19 protein-coding genes, 2 pseudogenes and 1 riboswitch are annotated in these 21,293 nt (G+C 28.3%); of the genes and pseudogenes, 16 read left to right on the top strand and 5 right to left on the bottom strand.

Annotation, left to right across the window (positions count from 1 at the left end):
* Positions 1-95 precede the first annotated feature (95 nt).
* Positions 96-848: an IS66 family transposase gene (locus EI71_RS08725; RefSeq protein ID WP_119016862.1), complete on the bottom strand. Its 753-nt coding sequence runs from the start codon at positions 846-848 to the stop codon at positions 96-98.
* 40 nt (positions 849-888) lie between these two features.
* On the opposite strand from EI71_RS08725, the pseudogene EI71_RS08720 reads away from it, so the two are divergent.
* The 13 genes and pseudogenes from EI71_RS08720 to EI71_RS08665 form a co-directional block, all read left to right on the top strand.
* Positions 889-1,146: pseudogene (locus EI71_RS08720) on the top strand (ATP-binding protein); the annotation flags it as partial.
* Positions 1,147-1,636: 490 nt separating this feature from the next.
* Positions 1,637-2,668: a transposase gene (locus tag EI71_RS08715; RefSeq protein ID WP_211321093.1), complete on the top strand. Its 1,032-nt coding sequence runs from the start codon at positions 1,637-1,639 to the stop codon at positions 2,666-2,668.
* A 183-nt stretch (positions 2,669-2,851) separates the two neighbouring features.
* The gene (locus EI71_RS10410) at positions 2,852-3,106 is read left to right on the top strand and encodes a hypothetical protein (protein WP_211321092.1); all 255 of its coding nucleotides are present in this window, start codon (positions 2,852-2,854) and stop codon (positions 3,104-3,106) included.
* Complete coding sequence (locus EI71_RS10405) at positions 3,081-3,446, top strand: hypothetical protein (RefSeq protein ID WP_211321091.1); 366 nt, start codon at positions 3,081-3,083, stop codon at positions 3,444-3,446. Before EI71_RS10410 ends, EI71_RS10405 begins: the two co-directional genes overlap by 26 nt.
* Positions 3,447-3,555: 109 nt before the next feature.
* Positions 3,556-4,350: pseudogene (locus EI71_RS08705) on the top strand (nucleotidyl transferase AbiEii/AbiGii toxin family protein); the annotation flags it as partial.
* Positions 4,351-4,457: 107 nt separating this feature from the next.
* Positions 4,458-4,730: a helix-turn-helix domain-containing protein gene (locus tag EI71_RS08700; protein ID WP_162849913.1), complete on the top strand. Its 273-nt coding sequence runs from the start codon at positions 4,458-4,460 to the stop codon at positions 4,728-4,730.
* Positions 4,731-4,837: 107 nt separating this feature from the next.
* Complete coding sequence (locus tag EI71_RS08695) at positions 4,838-5,128, top strand: SemiSWEET family sugar transporter (RefSeq protein WP_119016858.1); 291 nt, start codon at positions 4,838-4,840, stop codon at positions 5,126-5,128.
* Positions 5,129-5,311: 183 nt separating this feature from the next.
* Entirely contained in the window at positions 5,312-6,430 is a 1,119-nt protein-coding gene (locus tag EI71_RS08690; RefSeq protein ID WP_119016857.1) for an IS1595 family transposase, read from the top strand.
* A 128-nt stretch (positions 6,431-6,558) separates the two neighbouring features.
* A riboswitch (cyclic di-GMP riboswitch) is annotated at positions 6,559-6,632 on the top strand.
* A 56-nt stretch (positions 6,633-6,688) separates the two neighbouring features.
* The gene (locus EI71_RS08685) at positions 6,689-7,495 is read left to right on the top strand and encodes a hypothetical protein (protein ID WP_119016856.1); all 807 of its coding nucleotides are present in this window, start codon (positions 6,689-6,691) and stop codon (positions 7,493-7,495) included.
* Positions 7,496-7,507: 12 nt separating this feature from the next.
* Positions 7,508-12,034, top strand: coding sequence for a hypothetical protein (locus EI71_RS08680; RefSeq protein ID WP_119016855.1), 4,527 nt, complete (start codon positions 7,508-7,510; stop codon positions 12,032-12,034).
* A gap of 39 nt (positions 12,035-12,073) precedes the next feature.
* Positions 12,074-12,991, top strand: a complete 918-nt coding sequence (locus EI71_RS08675) for a DUF3990 domain-containing protein (protein ID WP_119016854.1) — start codon at positions 12,074-12,076, stop codon at positions 12,989-12,991.
* Positions 12,991-13,452: a hypothetical protein gene (locus EI71_RS08670; protein WP_119016853.1), complete on the top strand. Its 462-nt coding sequence runs from the start codon at positions 12,991-12,993 to the stop codon at positions 13,450-13,452. Before EI71_RS08675 ends, EI71_RS08670 begins: the two co-directional genes overlap by 1 nt.
* A gap of 263 nt (positions 13,453-13,715) precedes the next feature.
* Entirely contained in the window at positions 13,716-14,498 is a 783-nt protein-coding gene (locus tag EI71_RS08665) for a hypothetical protein (protein ID WP_119016852.1), read from the top strand.
* A 67-nt stretch (positions 14,499-14,565) separates the two neighbouring features.
* Here the strand turns inward: EI71_RS08665 and EI71_RS08660 are convergent, their stop codons facing one another.
* Positions 14,566-15,612 (bottom strand): ATP-binding protein, encoded by a 1,047-nt coding sequence (locus EI71_RS08660; RefSeq protein WP_119016851.1) that lies wholly within the window; start codon positions 15,610-15,612, stop codon positions 14,566-14,568.
* A gap of 376 nt (positions 15,613-15,988) precedes the next feature.
* Between EI71_RS08660 and rhuM the strand changes: the two genes are divergently transcribed.
* The 3 genes from rhuM to EI71_RS08645 all read left to right on the top strand — a co-directional run bounded on the left by rhuM (position 15,989) and on the right by EI71_RS08645 (position 18,186).
* Positions 15,989-16,510, top strand: a complete 522-nt coding sequence (gene rhuM / locus EI71_RS08655) for a RhuM family protein (RefSeq protein WP_211321090.1) — start codon at positions 15,989-15,991, stop codon at positions 16,508-16,510.
* Between the two features lie 318 nt (positions 16,511-16,828).
* The gene (locus EI71_RS08650) at positions 16,829-17,371 is read left to right on the top strand and encodes a helix-turn-helix domain-containing protein (RefSeq protein ID WP_119016849.1); all 543 of its coding nucleotides are present in this window, start codon (positions 16,829-16,831) and stop codon (positions 17,369-17,371) included.
* Between the two features lie 2 nt (positions 17,372-17,373).
* Complete coding sequence (locus tag EI71_RS08645) at positions 17,374-18,186, top strand: HipA domain-containing protein (RefSeq protein WP_119016848.1); 813 nt, start codon at positions 17,374-17,376, stop codon at positions 18,184-18,186.
* 44 nt (positions 18,187-18,230) lie between these two features.
* On the opposite strand, the gene EI71_RS08640 is transcribed toward EI71_RS08645, so the two are convergent.
* From EI71_RS08640 to hflX, 3 genes are all read right to left on the bottom strand, one after another.
* Entirely contained in the window at positions 18,231-18,794 is a 564-nt protein-coding gene (locus EI71_RS08640; RefSeq protein WP_119016847.1) for a TetR/AcrR family transcriptional regulator, read from the bottom strand.
* A 166-nt stretch (positions 18,795-18,960) separates the two neighbouring features.
* Positions 18,961-19,524 (bottom strand): TetR family transcriptional regulator, encoded by a 564-nt coding sequence (locus EI71_RS08635; protein ID WP_162849911.1) that lies wholly within the window; start codon positions 19,522-19,524, stop codon positions 18,961-18,963.
* Positions 19,525-19,811: 287 nt separating this feature from the next.
* Complete coding sequence (gene hflX / locus EI71_RS08630) at positions 19,812-21,068, bottom strand: GTPase HflX (RefSeq protein WP_119016845.1); 1,257 nt, start codon at positions 21,066-21,068, stop codon at positions 19,812-19,814.
* Positions 21,069-21,293: the final 225 nt, after the last annotated feature.

Genomic DNA, 21,293 nt, shown 5'->3' with positions numbered 1-21,293 from the left:
TTAGAAGTTCTCGCACACTAATGTGAGAAATAATCACTTTATATAAAACAAAACAGAGACATTCTCGCATTTCATGTGAGTTTGTCTCTGTTTTATTATTTTAGATTTAATTTTAATTCTTTAGGTAGATTCTTACTCCATGGTAAAATATCATCAATTTGTAATTTGTTGATGTTGCTTAAGGCGTATTCTAAATACCTTTCTATACATAAGCCATTTGCTTTTGCTGTTTGAATTATTGAAAATAGTAGTCCAGAGGCTTGGGCACCATTTTCAGTTTTAGAGAATAAGAAATTCTTTCTTGCTATTACGAATGGCTTAACAGATCTTTCTGCTATATTATTTGATATTTCTAAATATCCATATTCTCTATATGTGAATAATTCATCCCATGAATTCTTTGCATAATTAACGGCCTTTTCTAAAAGAGAACCTGGTTGAGCTTCAATATTCCATATCTCATCATGTAATGAATCAACTAATGCTTGGTATTCACTGGTATTTCTTTTATCTTTGATTTCAGATATTGTATATTTCTTTTCTTTAAATTGCTTTTCCTGATTGAATAGCTTATCAAATCTTTCAACTACTAATCTTGCTTTAGAGGATTTTGCTTCTTTTGGTGATAATCCTTTTATTACATCAAAGAAATAACGTCTAGCGTGTGCCATACATCTTTGAATACCTAATAGCTTATCTTTGAATTTATCATATCCAGCATATTTGTCACACACTAAATATCCATTATAATCTTTAAATAATTCTTCAGTCTTATCTGTCTTTCTAGATTCAGAGAATTCATAAATATATATAGGGTTATCAAAGAAGGTAGTAGTATATACAAACATATAACATTTCTCTCTATCAGTTTTATTTAAAAAGCTTGCTTCATTTGATTTGTTAGTTATCGATGAATGGCTAATTTTTAGTTTGTCAGATGATGATATCAAATTCCTATATGAATTATTTGAAATGAGATATGGTAGAGCCTCTACTATATTTGTAAGTCAGTATAAAACTGAAGACTGGCATTCTCGTTTAGGTGGAAGCTTACATGCTGATGCTATTATGGATCGTATTGTACATAATTCAATTACTATTGAATCAGGTAATACTAATATGAGAGAAAGAACACATAAAAGATAAAACCACCTAGCTCATATTAATTCGCTATAAAACAAAAGGAGCCATCCGTATTATACGGGTGGCTCTTAACGTATGTACCGATGGCTCTATTCCCGTGAATAGGTGGCTCTTAAACTGCGAATTGCTGGCGCTATTCAGGCGAAATATTCAGCTACACATTTTAATATAGGATTTCATCTATAAAATATTATGAGCCAGTGTGGCAAAATACACTGGCTCAATTCATAAATATAGATGGCTCAAATAAAGAATATTGCTGGCGCACTAAAATAAAATTAGTGGCTCAAAAAATTGGGAATAACCAGCAAATGCAAATAAATATAAATTCGTATGGAAGCCTACTACATTCCATAACAAATTAAGTGATAAAATTAGACTGTTATTATCAGAATACAATTTATTAAGAGGAATTAATAAAACTGGAATAATTGAATCAAAAGTTATAGCAGAAAAAATTGTTGAATTAAATGAAGTATTACAACAATATGATTTGACATTAAAAGAAAATAAAAAACATATAAAAAGTTATAGTTTATTAGTTGAATATTTACAAAAGAGTTTAGAATATGAGGAGAAAGAGAGTGTGTGTGGACCAAATAGAAACTCTTATTACAAAACTGATAAAGACGCGACAGCTATGTGTTTAAAAGAAGATTATTATTCTGGTCTTGGAAGTAATATGCACGCTGCATATAATACGCAAATATCAGTGGCAAATGGTTTAGTTACTGCATATTTAGTAACACAATCCAGATCGGATCTTAATGATTTCGTACCACTATTAGATGTTCATTATAGTTTTTATAATGAATATCCCAAAAGATTATGTGCAGACTCTGGATATGGTTCACTTACAAACTATAAATATTTAGATGAGCACAAGATTAAAAACTTCGTTAAATACTTTACGTGGGAAGGAAATGTATCAGGAAGAAACCCAAGTCAATATCGTTTGAATGATGATGAAACCATTACATGTTTAAGTGGCAACATAGGATATAAAATAAATCTTAACTGGCACCATAGAAAAGCAGGGTCTACTTTCTACAAAGTTGAAGGATGTAATAACTGCCAATTCTCAACTTACTGTAAAAAATTTATGAAGGAAAAGAATGAAGATTTTAAAATTTTTGAAGTGACCATTGAACTTCAAAAATATATTCAACAAGCAGAAAGAAATTTACTTTCTATAGAAGGAATTGAAATGAGAGTAAATAGATCATCTCAAGTTGAAGGAGCATTCGGGGTTATAAAACAGGATTTTCAATACGAGCGATTTAGAAGACGTAGTATTAATAAAGCTTCGGCTGAATTTATGTTAGTGTGCTTAGGATATAATGTAAGAAAACTTTTTAAACATTACAGCGGTGACATAAAATTCAATTATTGGAAAGCTCCAGATAATATTCAGCCAGAAATATTTAAAAAGCCCAGTGCAAAGCGACTATCAAAAAAAGCTTCTAAGATTAAAACTAAATCAGTTAATCAAGAAGCCAAAGATAAGTATAAATATGCAAATTAAAAAGGCTGTAAACCTAGGTAATGACTTAAAACTCAAAACCTAGGTTTTTTTACAGCCCCTTTTGGTGTTGTATATGGCTTTTTTGATATGCAAGTTATTATGACTGTATTTACTTGAAAAATAAATTAATATGATTTATAATAAAGTTGAAAAATGAAATTTCAAATTTGTGAGGTGATTAATATGATTTATGAATATATAATAAAAAGTTTTAAAAAAGGAGAACCTATTTTTTTAAATGAAATCCCTTGCTCATCTAAGGATGTAGTTAGGCAAGAAATGAAAAAATTAACGGATGAGAAAAGAATATGTCGTTTATATAACGGGGTATATTATATTCCATATAAGACAATTTTAGGTACCGAAGGTAAAGTGTCAATTAATCGATTTATTGAAAAGAAGTATTTGTTTCATGACAGGCCTTTCTTTAGTGAATAAATATGGATTTACCTCACAAAATCCAAGTGTTTATGAAATATGCACAAACGAAGCAACCACCAAACAAAGAAAAATAGATATAGATGGTAATACCCTTATTATTTATAAACCATTAACCATTATTACTAAAGATAATATTAAGGAATTAGAATTCCTAAACTTGATGTCAATAATTGATAAGTATTCTGAATTGAGTGGGATAGAATATAAAAATAAATTGAGAGAATACATTAATAAGACTAAGATTAATTTCGCAATTGTTAAAGAATATATTTCTTTATTTCCGGCAGTTGTTTATAAGAATATTTATGAAGGCGGATTAATGAATGAACTGGTATAACAATTATAAGAATGAATGGAAAGAAATAATTGAAACTGTTTCTTTAGAAGAAAAAAGAAATACCATAATTGTAGAAAAAGATTTAATTTAATCATTATTTCTTTATGATCTATCTAAAAGTAATCTACCTTTTGTTTTTAAAGGAGGCACATCATTATCAAAAGCATATGGATTAATAGACAGATTTTCTGAAGATATAGATTTATCTATGAATAAGAAACCAACAAATAGTGAAAAAAGAAAATCTAATGAAACAATAATGGATATTGCTGAAAAATTAGGTTTAGAATTATCTAATCCTGATATGATAAAAACAAGATATAACTATAATAAATATGTTTTTAAATATGATTCATTATTTGATTCTAATGAATTAGAAATAATTATTGAAACAAGTTATTATCAAAGGGTATATCCAATTTCAAAGCATATTATTAATAGTTATATTGGAAATTTTTGCAAGAAGAATAATATAGAATTACCAATTCATTTTGTTATGGATTTTGAAATGAACGTTCAATCAATTGAAAGAACATTTATAGATAAGATTTTTGCTGTATGTGATTATAAAATCCAAAATATGGAAGATAGGGATTCAAGGCATTTATACGATATAGCAAAAATGCTCCCGTTAATAAAATTTGATTTAAATTTGGATAAATTAATTGACGATGTAAGAGATGATAGAATGCTATCCAAAAATAATCCTTCAGCACAATTAGAGTACAATATTAATGATATGCTAAAGGAAATCATTAAAAATAGATTTTATGAAAAAGATTATAATTATGTGACTAAAAAACTATTATATGAAAAATACACTTACGATGAAGCGATTAGTAATGGAATTGCTAAAGTAATAAATACTGATGTATTTATCTATAAAAAAGTTAAATTGAACTAAATTATGTTATATTATGATTCACCTTCAACGATAAAACGGATAATATATTATCTAAAAGAACACTAAAATATCAAAATTAGATAATATATTATCCGTGGAGGAACTATATGATATATGAAACTACAGATGAGATTATAATGGATGTTGCAAAAAGATTTAAGAGATTAAGAAAAACAAAAAGAATAAGTCAACAAATGGCTTTAATGAGTAATGTGTCTTATGGAACGATTAAAAGATTTGAATCAAGTGGTGAAATATCGCTTCATTCACTTACAAAGCTTTGTGTTGCACTAGATTGTACTAATGAGATCAAAGCATTATTTAAAAATATTTCATTTAACAATATAGATGAAGTAATTAGATACGGAAAAGAAAAATGAGGGAGAACTCTTGATGATTTGTTTAAATAAAATAATCCTTTACAATCCCTATATTTATAGTATAATAAAATCCTTACACTAAAATGTTTTAAAAGGAGGATTTATGAATGGATATATTCTTTGAAGTTATTAGCTATATAGCTGGTATATCACTTGCTATAAGTGCTGTACCTCAAATAATTGTTATAATAAAGGAAAGAAGTGTTCGTGGAGTTAGCTTATTTACAATGCTTTTATTAATGATAGGTAATTATGCTTGGTTAGCTTATGGTATATACCATCATATTATTAGTATGATAGTATTTGATTCTATTAGTGGAACATTATTTTTAATTGTTAGTCTTTTAAAGATTATAGATAACATTAAACAAACCAAAAATAAACAAATTGCCTCTTAAAAACATATAAAAAATGGCATTGTTTAAGAATAAACAATATTGAAATTATTGTCTATTTTTTAGTATTCCTAATTTGCACAGAGTTGGTAAATTAGAGATCAAGTGATATAATAGAACCAGTTTATAGAAAGGAAAATCACATGAATTTCTGAGAGCTGGTTAATATGTGATACTTGGCGGTTGATGATTAGCCAGCTCCCAGAAGTTCCATCACTCGCCGCCATGAAAACTAAATATAAAGATAATCACTGGGGAACCTCTGTAAAAAGATTACCTTGGGATAGTAAAACGAATAAGACTCCTCTTGAGGAGCTTATTTCTTTTACTATGGATGAAAGATATAATGCAAAGCATAGATCTCAAATTCCCGAAGAGATTAGTCTTATTAATTCCATAGTACCTCTTAGATGTCATTATTGTGGCTCAAAAGAATTTATAAAGTATGGAAAGTATAAGACTGGCATTAATCGATTCCAATGTAAAACTTGTAAAAGAACATTTAATAATTTGACTAATACTATATTTGATTCTCATAAAATTCCAATCTCGGAATGGTTCGATTATTTAATACATTTATTTGAATTCCACTCAATAAAATCTTCTGCCAGAGACAATAAAAATGCCTCAAGTACGGGAAAATATTGGCTTTTAAAGGTTTTTGAAATATTAAAGAACTATCAAGATGATATTGTTTTAGATGGAACTATAGTATTCGATGAAACATTCTTTACAGTTGTCGAATCTAAAAGAACTTATAAAGATGGAAATAAATTAAGAGGAATATCAAGAGATAAGATATGTATAGCTGTAGCATATGATGGTTTTAGAACCATAATACTATCTGAAAATGTATCAAAGCCTTCCAGCAAGAGCACTTTAAATACTTTAAAAGGTCATATAAAACCAGGTTCAAAACTTATACATGATGATGAACATTCACATCAAGTATTAGTTAAAGAATTAGATTTAACAGAGGAATTTTGTAAATCATCTTATCAAGAATTCCTTTCTGAAGAAGAAAATCCATTAACCCCAATCAATAAAATACATTCCTACATGAAAAAGTTTATGAGAAATCATGAAGGGTTCTCAAGAGATGATATTCAAGATTGGATGAACTTAATTTCATTCATTATTAATGAGCCTGAAAATAGGTATGATAAATTAAAACTATTCTTAAAAATGGCTATTTCGACACCTAAAAAAGTGCGATTTAGGGATGTAATGTCAAAAAAGGTTGATACTAAGCCATTTAGTACCAACCCTGTGCAAATTAGGAATTTTTTTTTAAAAAACATATAGACATTATTAAATAAATGTCTACTTGAAAGATTATTGCATTTGCAAAAAAAATGCGTATATGTTATAGTCATATTGAAGAATAATATAGTAAATATTTATTATGTTAAGATAAATCTTAACAATATAATTTTTATAAAAGGCAAAACTAGAGTAATCTAGTGACGCAAAGCTATAGGGTCTAAATAGACAGCCAGTTGCAAAAGTACCTTTTAGAAGGGAACAACAGCTGGCTTTAATTTATTTTATGGAGGTAAGCCTATGAAAAAACTTAAAATTGTTTTTAATTTCATAACATTAGCTTTAACTACTGGCTTACTTGTAATGATTACAGTAGCATGGTATGCAGTTAACAAAACTGCAAATGTAACTGCAGGTGCTGGTAGTGTTGCATCGCAACCTGATTTAGTTGATCACGTTGATTATTACAATTTTAGTGCGGTTTCAGATATACAAAATAGTACAAATAAACGGTACACTATTGAAACTAATATTACAGATAATGGTACGTGTAATATGCAGCAGTATACCTTCCCTGCAACAAAACCAACAGTATATTTAATTCGTATCAAACTAAAAAATAATACATCTATTAGTTCTTTAAGATTTATTTCTTCAGCAAGTCACTTCGTTGGTTTTAGCACAAGAACATATCGTGATAGTAATCTAAATACAGTTACAAGAGGGGATCATGATGGTCTTTTAGATATAGATAATAAGTATTTATCTTTATCTAGTGTTATAAAGTTTACATGTTTGGGTTATACAACAACTGAATCAGAAATTGTTTCTGGGAACACAGCAACATTTACATATCCTGCAGAAGCTGCATGGAAGACATTTGATTATTCATCAGCAGGTGTGATTTCATCTTCCACAGTAGAAGCATTAACAGCTAATGTTCCTTCAACAAATGCTCCAGTATATATTCATTTGTTAATGGATTATAACGTGGATCACTTAAATGAATTCTATGGTAACAATTTATCAAATCAGGATGCTTTAATGTATAATAACAGCACACCCGAATTCACAAATACAGATTTTAAAATTTATTTATTAAGTTAGGAGGTATAATATATGGTAAAAAGATTTTATATGGCATTAATTACAATTTTATGCGCCATTGGTATTACTATTGTTGTATCCTATGCTTGGTTTTTAAATGATGAAAATGTAGATCCTATTGCTCAAGGATATTCTGGTGAAGCATATTTTGCATATGGAAATGGTGGAAGTACTGACAATGGTGGAAAACCTTATGGTATTAACACCCCAAGACACTTGTATAACTTGGCGTGGCTGTGCTATTTAGATCCAGCAAACTACGCAAATAAAAATTATGAGATTGACCCAAGTTTACAAGGCTCTTTAGATATGTATGGTTGGACTTTACCTCCAATTGGTAAAGATAATGCAGCATTTACAGGAACATTTAATGGTAATGGTAAAACTATATATCGCCTTACCACTTCAAATGATCTTGATGATATGGATAGAAAACCTAATAGCATTTCTAGTGATGAAATAGTAGATAATACTAATCAATTAAAAAATGCTAAATCTATAGGTTTTTTTGGAAACATTTCTGGTAATGGTTCAACACAGGTTCATGATTTCTATTTACAAAATACTACAGTAAAAACTGCTACATCAGCTACTTGTGCAGGTATTGTTGCAGGATATGTTGATGGAAAAATCGAAAATGTTGGTGTAATTAGTTCTGGATTGGATTTAGGTAATACTGCACATTCGGCAACGCATGGAAGTAATGTATCTGACTATACTGTAGTTGGTTATGCGACCGAAAACTACACTACTACAGTGGCAAACTCAAAGACTGTGGTATATAATGCTACTACCTCTTTCTCACATTTTAATTATCGCGGTATGGGACAGCAAACTGCATGGGGTGGTTCAATGGACATGCAAAAATTATATAATAGGATAAAAACGTCTACTAATTCTGGAACTACAGGCCCTTCATATACTACCGCAGAAGTAAGAAGATATACAAATGATGATACATATACAGTTACTAATACACAAACTGGGACTGGCTCTAATTATAAGCTAAAAGAGTGGGGAGGAATAAATGGCTCATATTTAAAAGATTATGTTTCTAATACCAATGAGGCCTTTCAATCTCTAGGTGCTTTATATAAGGATGTTTATTCTATTAGAATTGATGGTTTGGAAAAAACAGGTTACAAAATCCATGACGGCAATAATCATTATTTAAGTTATGATGTAGATAATGATGAATATAAGACAGTTGATTCTGCTGAGAATGCTACAATTTGGCTATTTGAAAATAGCAAACTATACACTTTTGACGAAAAAGAGTTTAGCACAACAATCATTCGTTATTTAAATGGTACTACAGATTTAGTATCTGTGTTAACTAGCACATCATCTACTACCTGGACATGGGATAGTACTTTTAATACTTTTAAATATACTTATAATAATTATGTTTATTATTTAAATTGTGTGGATGGAGTATTTAAAATGTGTAAGTCATATATAATTACTGATAATAATGGTAATTATATGAGAATTAATAATGGAAATATTGAGAATACAAGAGATGTTGATTTAGCGACTAAATGGGTTTTCTCAATAGATGGAGAATATCCAAGAGGATATATTTATGAGATTAATGATTCAGCCAAAAGAATCTCTTATTCGGGCTCATCACTTGTTGTAAATGATTCAGGTTCATATTTTTCATACGATGGAACAAACATATCGACTGGAAATGGTATCATAAAATTTGATGGAAATAATTGGGTATGGGCAGTTTCAGAAACTTTCCTTATTCATCAAAATGGCCATTATTTAAATTATAATAATGGATTATCTGATACAACGAATAGAGGTCAGGCAATAGTGTTTTATTTATCTGGCACTTTGAGTAATACAAACGGTACAGGAAAAATTTATTTTTCAGATGGGAACAATACTAGATATTTAAGGTATAACAATGGATTGACTACTACTATAAATCAAAATGATTCTGGGACTGATTGGGCTCATGATACTTATGGTTATTATTATAACGATAATGGTACAAGAAGATATATTAAGTATGATGGTTCATGGCGTGTAGATTCATCAGGTGAATATTATATTTCATATAATGGAAATTATTTGAGTGCTAATGGTACGACAATTTCAAATGCGATTACTCAAAGTACAGCAACATCATGGAAGTTTTCGAATTTTTATAATGGCTCTGGTACTATATCAACAGTTAATAATAATACAACTTATTATTTACAATCTCCAACTGTTCAAAGTGGGTATATTGGATATCTAAGTCTGACAACAACTTCTCATGACTTTGTTACTACCAATGGCTATCTTAAAGATTCAAGCACAAATTGCTATGTAATTTATTATGAATATGGTGATGATTATCCAGTTTGGTGGACATATAATGGACAAGATACGGTATTAACTTTTACCGCTGTTGAAGGACAATTTGCAAATGTTATAGCATATTCGAGTGATATTTCAATAATTGTTCAAGCAAATTCAAATATAAGTAGAGCTGCGAATGGTACTTATAATCTTGTTTCGACTTATTCTAAACAAACTTCAGTTTTTAATTATATTCCAATAAATGCGGCAGATAGTACTCCATATAATGTCGCAGATAACAATACAGGATATATTATGTCTGGCGGTTACGAAGGAGAAAGTGGGACAGATATTCGTGTGTCAGAATTCGATCAAAAGTATAAAGCTTCAAGTTGGAGCAGTAGCGGAAGTGTTGGTTGGGGAATTGAAGGTTCTTATGATGGTGGATGGACTGCAAATTCCATCTATACCGTAGGAAGTAGAGGCGTAGGTAAAATTAAAGATTCTACTGGTTCAGTGTCGGGAATTGTTTATGATAATACTAATGAGAGCAATTTAATATTTTCTAAACTTGCTGATTCAAAATCTCAACTAGGCACCACTTTATCTTCTAGTGGGTCTAAGGTCTATGGATTACACTTTATGGATGCTCAAATATCTAAAAATCATGTGGTTATTCCAAGCAAAGTTAAGATTAACGGGGAAGAAAAATCGAATTATCAAATGCCGGAAGATTGCATTGATTTTACCTTGAAATCCAAAGGCTTTATAAATTTCTTTTCTGGTTATTATTATTCATCAAGAACTAGTGACTCTAACTATGGAATAAGAAATGATGCTTTCTTTTCATTGCATGAAATCATAAGAGATAGTTCGGATAAAATCACACAAATTCGTCATATTTTACAGGTTTATAAGAGAAAATCAGATAATACTTATGTTTATTATTATGAGGATATAGATAATCCAAGCGAAAAGGGATACTATTATTATAATCCTGAATACGATGGTGAAACAGTATTAACAAAATATATCACAGTTGCTTCTGTTTCCACTAATGAATATGATTTGATGTTTGATAAGAATTGGATTGAGGATCCTGAGGGAAATTGGACATCAAATCCAATTCAATGGAGCAATCATAGAAATTGCATATTTTATTTTGAAATACCTGTTAATAAAGGCGAATACGCATTAGGCTCAGTTAAAGATAAGAATGGTACATATTTAATATATTTGGATATTGGTGCAAATGCTTCAATTGTTGATAGAACTCAAATTACTCAAGAAACTTCTCACACAGTAGCAAAGTATGTATATCCTAATGGTATACAAATTTTAAGTGCTCAACTATCAGAAAACGAGACCTTTGATGTTACAAATTCATTTGTTGCAATTGTTCCGGCTGGAACACAAGGCCAGGTTAATGTGTCTATGACAAATGATAGCTCTGGCCAAATATCGCAAGCATTGAATATGTCATATAGTGGGGATGGAATAATAGTTACTAATGGAACAGTAGTGCCTCATCAAAGGGATGGAACAACACATAATTTGACTACTACTGGCGCCATCAATAATACTACAACTAAAACCCTTAAGTTTATAGACTTTAATAATGGAACAAATAAATTGTATTATGTTACAGTGACTAAAGTAGGTACAGCGACCGCAACATATGATGTATATAGAATAAGCGGATCCACTGAAACGCTTATTACAGATACTACATCGACAAAAGCAGAATATGGTTTATTAATACCAGGAACCGGTACGAATGCAGGATATGGAGTTGCCCCAACTAGTGCAGAGAATTTAATTACATCAAATAGTATTATATTTAGAAACACAGAAAATGATAAGATACTTGAGTATAAATTTGATTTGCCAGGCAATTATTCTAATATCGAAGAATCATACAAGATGACTATTGGTGAAATAACTAATGCTTACACAATAAATAGTAAGAACATTTCATCTGGAACGGACAAGTATCAAGATGGTAATTATTATCTACAACATGTATATAGAATGACTGGTAATACAATAACAGTTGCAATCACTGCCCCAAGTGGTGCTACAACAACGGATTATGATTCTACAATTAAGATTAGTGTTTATGAACCAAACAAGGTAGAAGCAACAGGAGACACTGCACCAGGTTACATATTTACTATTAATGGTACACAAATTGCTTCAACAAATACCACTATAGATGTAACTGCAACGGCAGCTTCGTAGATTTAAGGGATATCCTATTTTGGATATCCTTTTATTCTTATGGAATGCTATCTTGAAATAGGTTGTAACACATGTTACAATATATTTGGTGGTGATGTTACAATGTATTTTGATTATTTAAAGGATTTAAAATATTCAAAAATAGTTTTAGGTATAAATGATTCAAAGATGAGTGAGTTATTAAATGTCTCTAGAATGACATTAAATCGATGGATAAATAAAAAAAGTATTCCAGAATATGATACCTTAGAAAAGATATATAATCGATTATATGATTGTAATATACATTTAAATAGAGTGAAAGAAGAAATGTATAATTCTTTTAAAGAAGAAAATCATATTATTTTATTTCATGGGGCTAAAACTGAAATTGTAGGAGAACCATCTATAAGCTTTAGTGAGGATAATAAAGATTTTGGTAAAGGTTTTTATTTGGATGAAAACTTTCTTCAATCTGCAAGCTTTGTTGTTGGTTATAATAAGTCATCTGTATATATTTTTGATTTAAATAAGAAGAATATTAAATTTAAAGAATACAATGTATCTAAGGAATGGATGTTATTATTTGCATATTTTAGAGGAAGATTAGAAGAATATAAGGACTCTATATTAATTAAAGAATTATTACAGGAATTAGATGGTATAGATGTTGTTATTGCTCCTATTGCGGATAATACAATGTATACAACCTTAGATGAATTCATTTCTGGAAAAATAACAGATTTACAATGCTTAAATGCATTAAGCGCAAATCGATTAGGAAGACAATATGTCTTCTTAAATGATAATGTCATTAAGAATAATTTAAAAATGCTAGAAAGATGCTTTTACTGTCAAAATGAAAGAAAAGAATATGAGTCCTATAGACAAAAGGAAAATGAGATTGGAAAGAATAAAGTAAAAGTAGCATTAAGAGAATATGCTGGTAAGGGCAAGTATATTGAGGAGTTATTATAATGAAAAAAATAGATGATACGGGAATAGCACTATGTAAATTCACTTCAGCTTTATTTGAATATTCAACAAAAATAGGTGAATGCTCCTCTAAAGTATTCATAAAAGCGTATGTTTATTCATCCATTCAAAAAAGATTATCTTCTGCTTCCTTTCTTTATGAGTCTATAGATATTGTATCTGCATATAATACTATTAAAGCTGAAAAAAAATTAACTCGTGGTAAGGATATATATCCATCCTATGTAATGGCATGGATTGGATATATTATGAAATATTTTTCTTATACTACAGGTATATCCGAAGAGGTATTATATAAAAAAGTAAAGCCAGAGGATTTTTATCATTTATATGAATCCTATCATAGCTTAGATAATGAACTAGTTGTAAAAAGAATAGCAGAAGCAAACGAAATAAATATAAATTTAAATAACATAGAGCTTATGAAAAGCTTAACGAAATAGAGTGTAACACGCGTTACACTCTATTTTTAAAAATGGGTGAATATTTCGCCTGAATAGCGCCAGCAATTCGCAGTTTAAGAGCCACCTATCTGCGGAATAGAGCCATCGATACATACGTTAAGAGCCACCCGTATAATACGGATGGCTCAGTGTTTTTATGTAGCGAACTCTTATGAACTTTTATAAACTTTATATTCATAAAAAACAATGGTATTTTTCTTTTATTTGGTATATGATTAATATATATGAGGAGGCTATAGAAAATGAAAATACAGGAAATATATGATTATTTTTGGGATGAAATAGATAAGGATTTAGAGATTCAAGAAATAGAAGGAGAAGATTATTATAATAAGGTAGTATTTAATGCATTTGTTAGATTAATAGATAATCTTTTATCTGATAAGCCTTATGATTTAGATTTAGCAAAAACTCTAAAATCACTTAAAAGAAAGAATGATATAGAATCCATATATTCTTTAATAAAAAGAGAATATTTGTATAGATATGTAAGAATAAATGTGAAATCTATAGATTTCCCTAAGGATTTAAAAAGAATTATGTTAATACCTATAAGAAGTACTATATATGAAATGATGATGGGAGTTTTAGCAACTATGGATTGCTATGGAGAGCATTTAGTATCCTTATATAAAAAAGATATTAACTTTATTACCCCAATAGATGAAGGTAGACTTTATGATTGTTCTGCAATAGATAATTACACTATAGATATATTAGATTTAAAGAGTATGAATCTTTGGTATGATTATGGTGAGGATTGGATATTTAATATAACATTTAATAAATTAGAATATTTAGAGGAATATGTTCCTCTTAAAATATTAAAATTTAGAGGTAGAGGCATTTTAGAGGATAATAAGCATATTTTATATGATTATTTAAATCATATAGATAATGAATATATAGAAGAATTTGATCTAGATGATTATTTTTTAGATGATTTAGAAGATCTAAATGATAGAGCTATACTAGATTATGATTCATTAGTATATTCTTATATGGGAATAGATAGAAGCAAATAGAGAGGAATAAGAAATGAGAAAAAGGAACTGCTCGAACAGTTCCTTTTTCGTTTTTTCCCTTATGCCTTTATTCCTCTAATTCCTTAATGAATTCAATAAATTCTTTAAATCTAGGAAGCCTAAATACTATTTTATTTTTGTCTTGTATGATTACACCTTTTTGTACTAATGCTTTTTTATAATTCGATAATTGTGCTTTAGACATATTTGTTTTATCTAATATATATGCATTTAAATTATCAATAGAAGCATACTTTAATATTTCCTTTTCTTTATTTGATAATTCATTATATATGATAGTATATGCATTTTCATATAATAATTCATCATATCTTTGTAATACCTTTTTATCTATCTTTGTTTTATTTTCTTCAAATAAAATATTGCCAAGTAATTGATATGCATAGGCATAACCACCTGTGGCTTTGGCAAGGCTTATTGCATCTTTATCTGATATATTAAAAATATTTTGATATGAATTTGCTATAGATTTTAAATTTAATTCACTTAAATAGATTTTAGGTGCTCTATAAAGGAAGGTTAAGCTCTTTTGATTTTCTAATAAAGATATATTTTGATATAATCCTGTCATAATTAAACTGACATTATATTTTTCTCTTAAGAATCTTTGAAATTCATGAGAGAATACCTTCATATAGGTATTAGATATTACTTCATCAATGGTTATTAAAACATGAATATTTCTTTTATATAGATTTGAAAACATCAAATCTAATAAAGAAGATACATTACTAATAGGAGTTTCTCCTTTTATAGAAAAAGAAATACCATGAAATGAAAAATTGAATTCTTTCTTCAAGAATAAATGCTTTATTTGACCTTTATCATATAATTTAGATGCAAGCTGTTCTAGCATATCGCTTTCAGGATTTAATTCAATACATATCCAGTTCTCTTTATTTTTAAAATGCTCCACAATGGTTGTCATGGAAACAGTTTTACCTGATCCCCTAATGCCTGTTAAAATATATACATTTGAATTCGTTTTTTCACTTTCAAAGGAATCATAAATTTGACTTAATTCATTTTCTCTAGAAATAATCGAGAAGGGTTCTTTACCAAAGGTAATATTAAATGGATTTTCTTTTTGCATATATACCACCTCACTTCAAATCTATTTTAACAAATAAAAAATGTACTTTCAATAACTTTGTAAACTTTTATAAACTTTTATGAACTCTTGTAAACTTTTATGAACTTTGTAAACTTTTATGAACTTTATATAAAACCATAGTTTACTTGACAACTGTCAACTAAAATGCTTTTTATTCATGAAAAAACAATGGTGTTTTTCTTTTATTTGGTATATTGTTCCATTTTGGAATATGTTCAATGCATAAAAGGTGCTTTAAAACTTCAAAAAAATGTTGCATTTTAGTCGAATTTTCTCAAAAAATGATTCTATGCTTTCATAAAAAATGAATTTTATAATAAAGGTGTATAGCTTAACTATTCTAGGAGGAATGAAAATGGATAAGTTTGAAATCGTAAAATTTGTAGATGATGAATTTGAACTAGATGTTAGAGCTGATAAACTAAATGATACTGTTTGGTTGACTCAAGATGAAATGGCTGAATTATTTGGAGTTGATAGAACTAGAATTACTCGACATATTAATAATGTATATAATGAAGGTGAATTGGATAAAAATAGCACATGTGCGGAAAACGCACATATGGGTACTTTAGGTGTTCAAAGATATTTATATAAATTATATAATCTGGATGTTATTATTTCTGTTGGTTATCGTGTTAAATCACAACGTGGTGTTGTTTTTAGAACGTGGGCTAATCGTATATTAAAAGAATACTTAATTCAAGGAAATGGTTATGGTGATATGGTTATAATGAGTTTAAAAACATATGAAGAAAAGTTAGAAAGAATAGAAATGTATGAAGCTATACTTGAAGGTCTTTCTAATGAAAAAGATGGTAAGGTAGCAAATGGGCCTAAAGCATTAAAGAAATTAAAAACAAAGTATGACTTATAGCTATGAATTTACTGAATTTGCTATTAAAGATATAAATGATACTTTAGATTATATTTCTATTAAATTATCCAGTTTAAATGCCATGAGAAATTTTTAAAAATGTGGTAGTCGCAAAATTTGCGAGTGCCACTAATTATTAGAAACATACCTGTGCGGTTTCCACACATGTTCAAATCAAAGATATCATAAGAGTATTGATTTTGAAACAAGGCAAATATAGTCTTGTTTCTTAATTTAACTGCAAAACCATTAAAATGATTGTAAAATCAGATTGAAATGCCATCAAAATAATGGTAACATTAAATTGAGGTGGTATTTATGGAAAAGTATGCAATCCCAGAATATGTTACACAGGAAGATATAAAAAGAGTAAGAAAAAAGTTAAATATGAGTCAAAAGGAATTTGCTTTATTTATAAATGTTTCAAAGCCAACAGTAGAAAGATGGGAAACATCTAAAGAAAAGATAAATGGTCCTATTGTCTTACTTTTAAAAATGATTGAGGATAACATGGATTACATTTCAATGCTTGAAATTCCAAATAAGAGATATCCTCTTCGCTTATTTTATATGAAAAAAAGTTCATTATGTACTTTGATTGATGTAGATAATATCAATCAAAAAGTAATTATAAAGAATTATACAAATAATATTTTTGATCGAGCATTTGGTAAAAACCTTAATCCTTCTTATGAAGATTATGAAGAATTTTTAAAAGAAAGATGCTTTCCTGAAACAAGAGATAAATTAAAACTTGTTTTAGAGGATTTGGGATTACCTTTTTATGATCCATTCTTAATTATTCAAAAAACAGAAGGAAGAATGGCAGGAGATAATTTTTGGATTAGAATAGAGGAATAGATATGATTGAATTATTTGAACAGGATATTAAAACAAATGATAGACAATCTTCTAAAGGAAATCAATTAAAATGGGAAAATGATGGAATATGGTATAAGGCTGATTATACTGGATATGAAGGATTATCAGAATATGTAATTTCTGAATTAATGAAGAAATCTAGTATGAAAGAAAATGAGTATGTATTATATTCACCCATAGAAATAAAATATAAAAATAGGGTATATACTGGGGCATATAGTAAAAACTTTTTAATGGACAACTTTGAGATTGTTACACTAGAAAGATTATTTAAAACTTATTATGGTAAAAGCTTACATAGCTGTATATGGACTATAAGAGATGTAAAAGAAAGACTTTCCTTTATTGTTTCTTCCATCGAAAAAATTACAGGAATAAAAGATTTTGGAAAGTATATGAATAAAGTACTTACTATTGACGCCTTTTTCTTAAATGAAGATAGACATACACATAATTTAGCTATATTAAGGAATTCTAATAATGAGTTTATGCTGTGCCCAATATTTGATAATGGAGCTGGTTTATTATCAGATACTACAATGGATTATCCATTGGATATGGACATTTATAAACTAATTGATAGTGTTAAGGGTAAAACAATTTCTTCTAATTTAGAAGAACAAATGGAAGCTTCAAAAGATTTATATGGAATGAATCTAAAATTAGAATTTACTAAAAAAGATATAGATGATATTTTATCTAGAAAAGAAGCATTGATTTATAGTGAAGAAATTAGAAATAGAGTTAGAAAAGTATTATATGAACAAATGAGGAAATATCCATATTTGTTTTAAGCATTAAAAAAGACATGTCCGATTTAAAAGACATGTCTTTGTTTTTAATTGTTAAAATCTATACTAGATACCTTAAGTAATTTATCTGGGATAGCATCTGCATATAAATAGAATACCTTCTTTAATAGCTTACCTTCAACTCCATCATATACAATTTCTTTTGGAGCAGCCATATATTCTTCTACAATATTATGAGAGAAGAATGTAATAAATTTCTCTGGAAGATTTAAATGTAAGAAGGATTGATAATCATTTAATACTTTAACTACATCCATTCTTATATCATTATGTAATATTTTAACTAATATATCCATTGTTTCTGGATGGTCTAAAATATTTCTCATAAGTTCTTTATGAGTTTCAGAATAGTCTACTAATAATAAGAATCCTTCATTGAATTGATTCTTTTTTATTTTTTCCCTAACAGTATTCATTATTTCATCTTCTAAGAATGCTTTTACAAATTCATTAATATCCTTAAAATGATAATAGAAGGTATTACGATTAATTCCTGCTTCTTTAACTATTTCACTAATAGAAATTAAAGAGAAATCTTTTTCCTTCATAATTTTATTAAAGCCTAAATATAACGCTGCTTTTCCATTCATAACAAAAATCACCCACGGACATTATATCACAATTTGTTTACCAAATACAAACAATTTTCTTTATTATAAATAATAAAGAGAAGAATTATTAAAAAAATGTTTAAACAGTTAATTATTCTTTGTTTAAAAAATAAAATAGCACTTGTTTATATTTATAACTCAAGTGCTATTGGTTAAGATTTAATTTAGATACACGAACTAATTTTGATGAGATTGCATCTGCATATAATACAAATACCTTTTTCATAAGATCAGGATTTGTATTATCATAAATTTGATATTCGATGGCTCTCATATATTCATCTGCAATACAATGAGCATAATATACCATAAATTCATCTGGTAGATGAATCTTTAATAATGGTTCATAATCATATAAGATCTTTTGAATATCCATTCTTATGGATGTATGGAAGGAATAATCTACAACATCATGGCCTTTATCACTTTGCATGATGTTAATAAATATCTTTTTATGTGTTGAAACATAATCCACTAATAGATTATAAGCCTGTGATAGCTTATTTTCTATTATTAAGCTTCGCATGTTAAAGCATACTGCATCATCTAAGTATTCCTTTAAAAAGGAATCCATGTCCATAAAATGATAATAGAAGGTATTTCTATTAACATTAGCCTCCCTAATGAAATCCTTAATGGTAATGTCATTATAGGAATACTTTTGTATTAAGTTAGTAAAAGTATCATAAAGCTTTTGTTTACCACTCAAGGATATCACCTCCGCTTTATATAATTATAGTATTATTTTCATTTTATTACTAGACATCTTTTAAAAAATGACTAATTTCACTTAATTGGGAAACATTTGTATATTTTGAAACAAAAATGTATATTTTGTTTATTATATCAATGATATTTGCTCCATGAAATCCAATTTTATTGTATTTGGAGGAGCAAAAAAGGAAATTTAAATGATAAGTAATTGTGTCCAAAACTTGTTCGTTCAATTTGTACGAACAAGTTTTGTATAAGAAAAAAATGGCACAAGCGTGCCATTTAGGATACCATGGTATCTAAATCATATTCATGGAATATAGAATACATCTTCATAGGAATTTCACAATCATAGTATGTTCCATAGGCTTGATATTCTTTTTCATAAATATGACAATTGACCTCTATTAGATTTGCTAAATCTCCTTTAGAATATGGAATTAATATTTTAGATCTAATAGTAGATGGTGTTACATATTCTAATATGATATTCATTAATTCATTTAGATTTTCTTTAGTTTTATTGGAATAATATAAAGATTTAGCTCCTGGCATAGATAGGTTTGGATTAATTGTTTTATCCCATTTATTGAATAAATAGATGGTTGGTATTTTATTTGCGTTTAGGGAATATAAAACATTTAATACAACCATTAATTGTGAATTAATATAAGGAGAAGAAGAATCTAAGACATGAATAATTAAATCTGCATTTTTAACTTCTTCTAAGGTTTGATAGAAGGAATTAATTAAATTATGTGGTAACTTAGATACAAAGCCTATGGTATCTACTAGCATGAAATCTACTTTATTATATGTGACCTTACGGTTGAATGTAGATAGGGTTGCGAATAACTGGTCTTTCGATAAGACCTTTTTTTCTTCTTTAGCTCCACATAAATCTAATATAGTATTCATAGTGGTAGATTTACCTGCATTCGTGTAGCCTACTAAGGCTACAATAGGTATATCATTTCTTTTTCTTTTTTCTACCTGTAAGGATTTCATTTTTTGTAATCTTTCAAGTTCATCCTTAATTCTTACGATTTCATTTCTTAAATGTCTTTGGTCTAATTCCTTTTGAGTTTCACCCTTACCCTTTGTAAGTCCTCCACCACCAATTCTATCTTCCTTTTCTCTTAAGAATTGTACTCTTGGTAGTAAATATAAATCCTTCGCAAGCTTTATCTCTAAATAGGATTCTTTCGTTTGGCTTCTTTGTTCAAAGATTTTTAGGATTAAGTAGCTTCTATCTATAACCTCTATTTTAGTTAATTCTTCAATATTTCTAATTTGGGATGGTGATAATTCATCATTAAAAATTAATACATCAATATCATATGCATGTATTGCAATAATTATTTCATTTAATTTACCACTACCAACATAGGTCTTCGCATTAGGTCTTTCTAGCTTTTGATACATTTTTTCAACAACTTCTATATCTAAAGCTTCCGCAAGGCTTTTAAGCTCAGCTAAAGAATAATCTATATCATATGGATCATTTTCTAATGATATTCCAACTAATAATGCACGCATATTATCACCCTCAAGAGCTATTATACTTTATTAGAAGTAAATTGGAAAGATTATAGATAAAATGACTGTTATTGAAAATAAAAGGATTATAAAGTATAATACCTGAATTTAGGATTTACCCCTAAAATGAGTAGTTAAGAAATGATAAAATCCACCAAATTGGTGGATATAAATGTTAATAATCAAGCTCGGTTTGAAATAGTAAATCCATATCTTTTTTTGAAA

Origin of the sequence: Anaeroplasma bactoclasticum (assembly GCF_003550015.1) — a bacterium.
GTDB classification, from domain to species: Bacteria; Bacillota_I; Bacilli_A; order Acholeplasmatales; family Anaeroplasmataceae; genus Anaeroplasma; species Anaeroplasma bactoclasticum.
The sequence above is the reverse complement of the archived record's forward strand: the minus strand, read 5'-3'. Positions and strand labels throughout refer to the sequence as shown.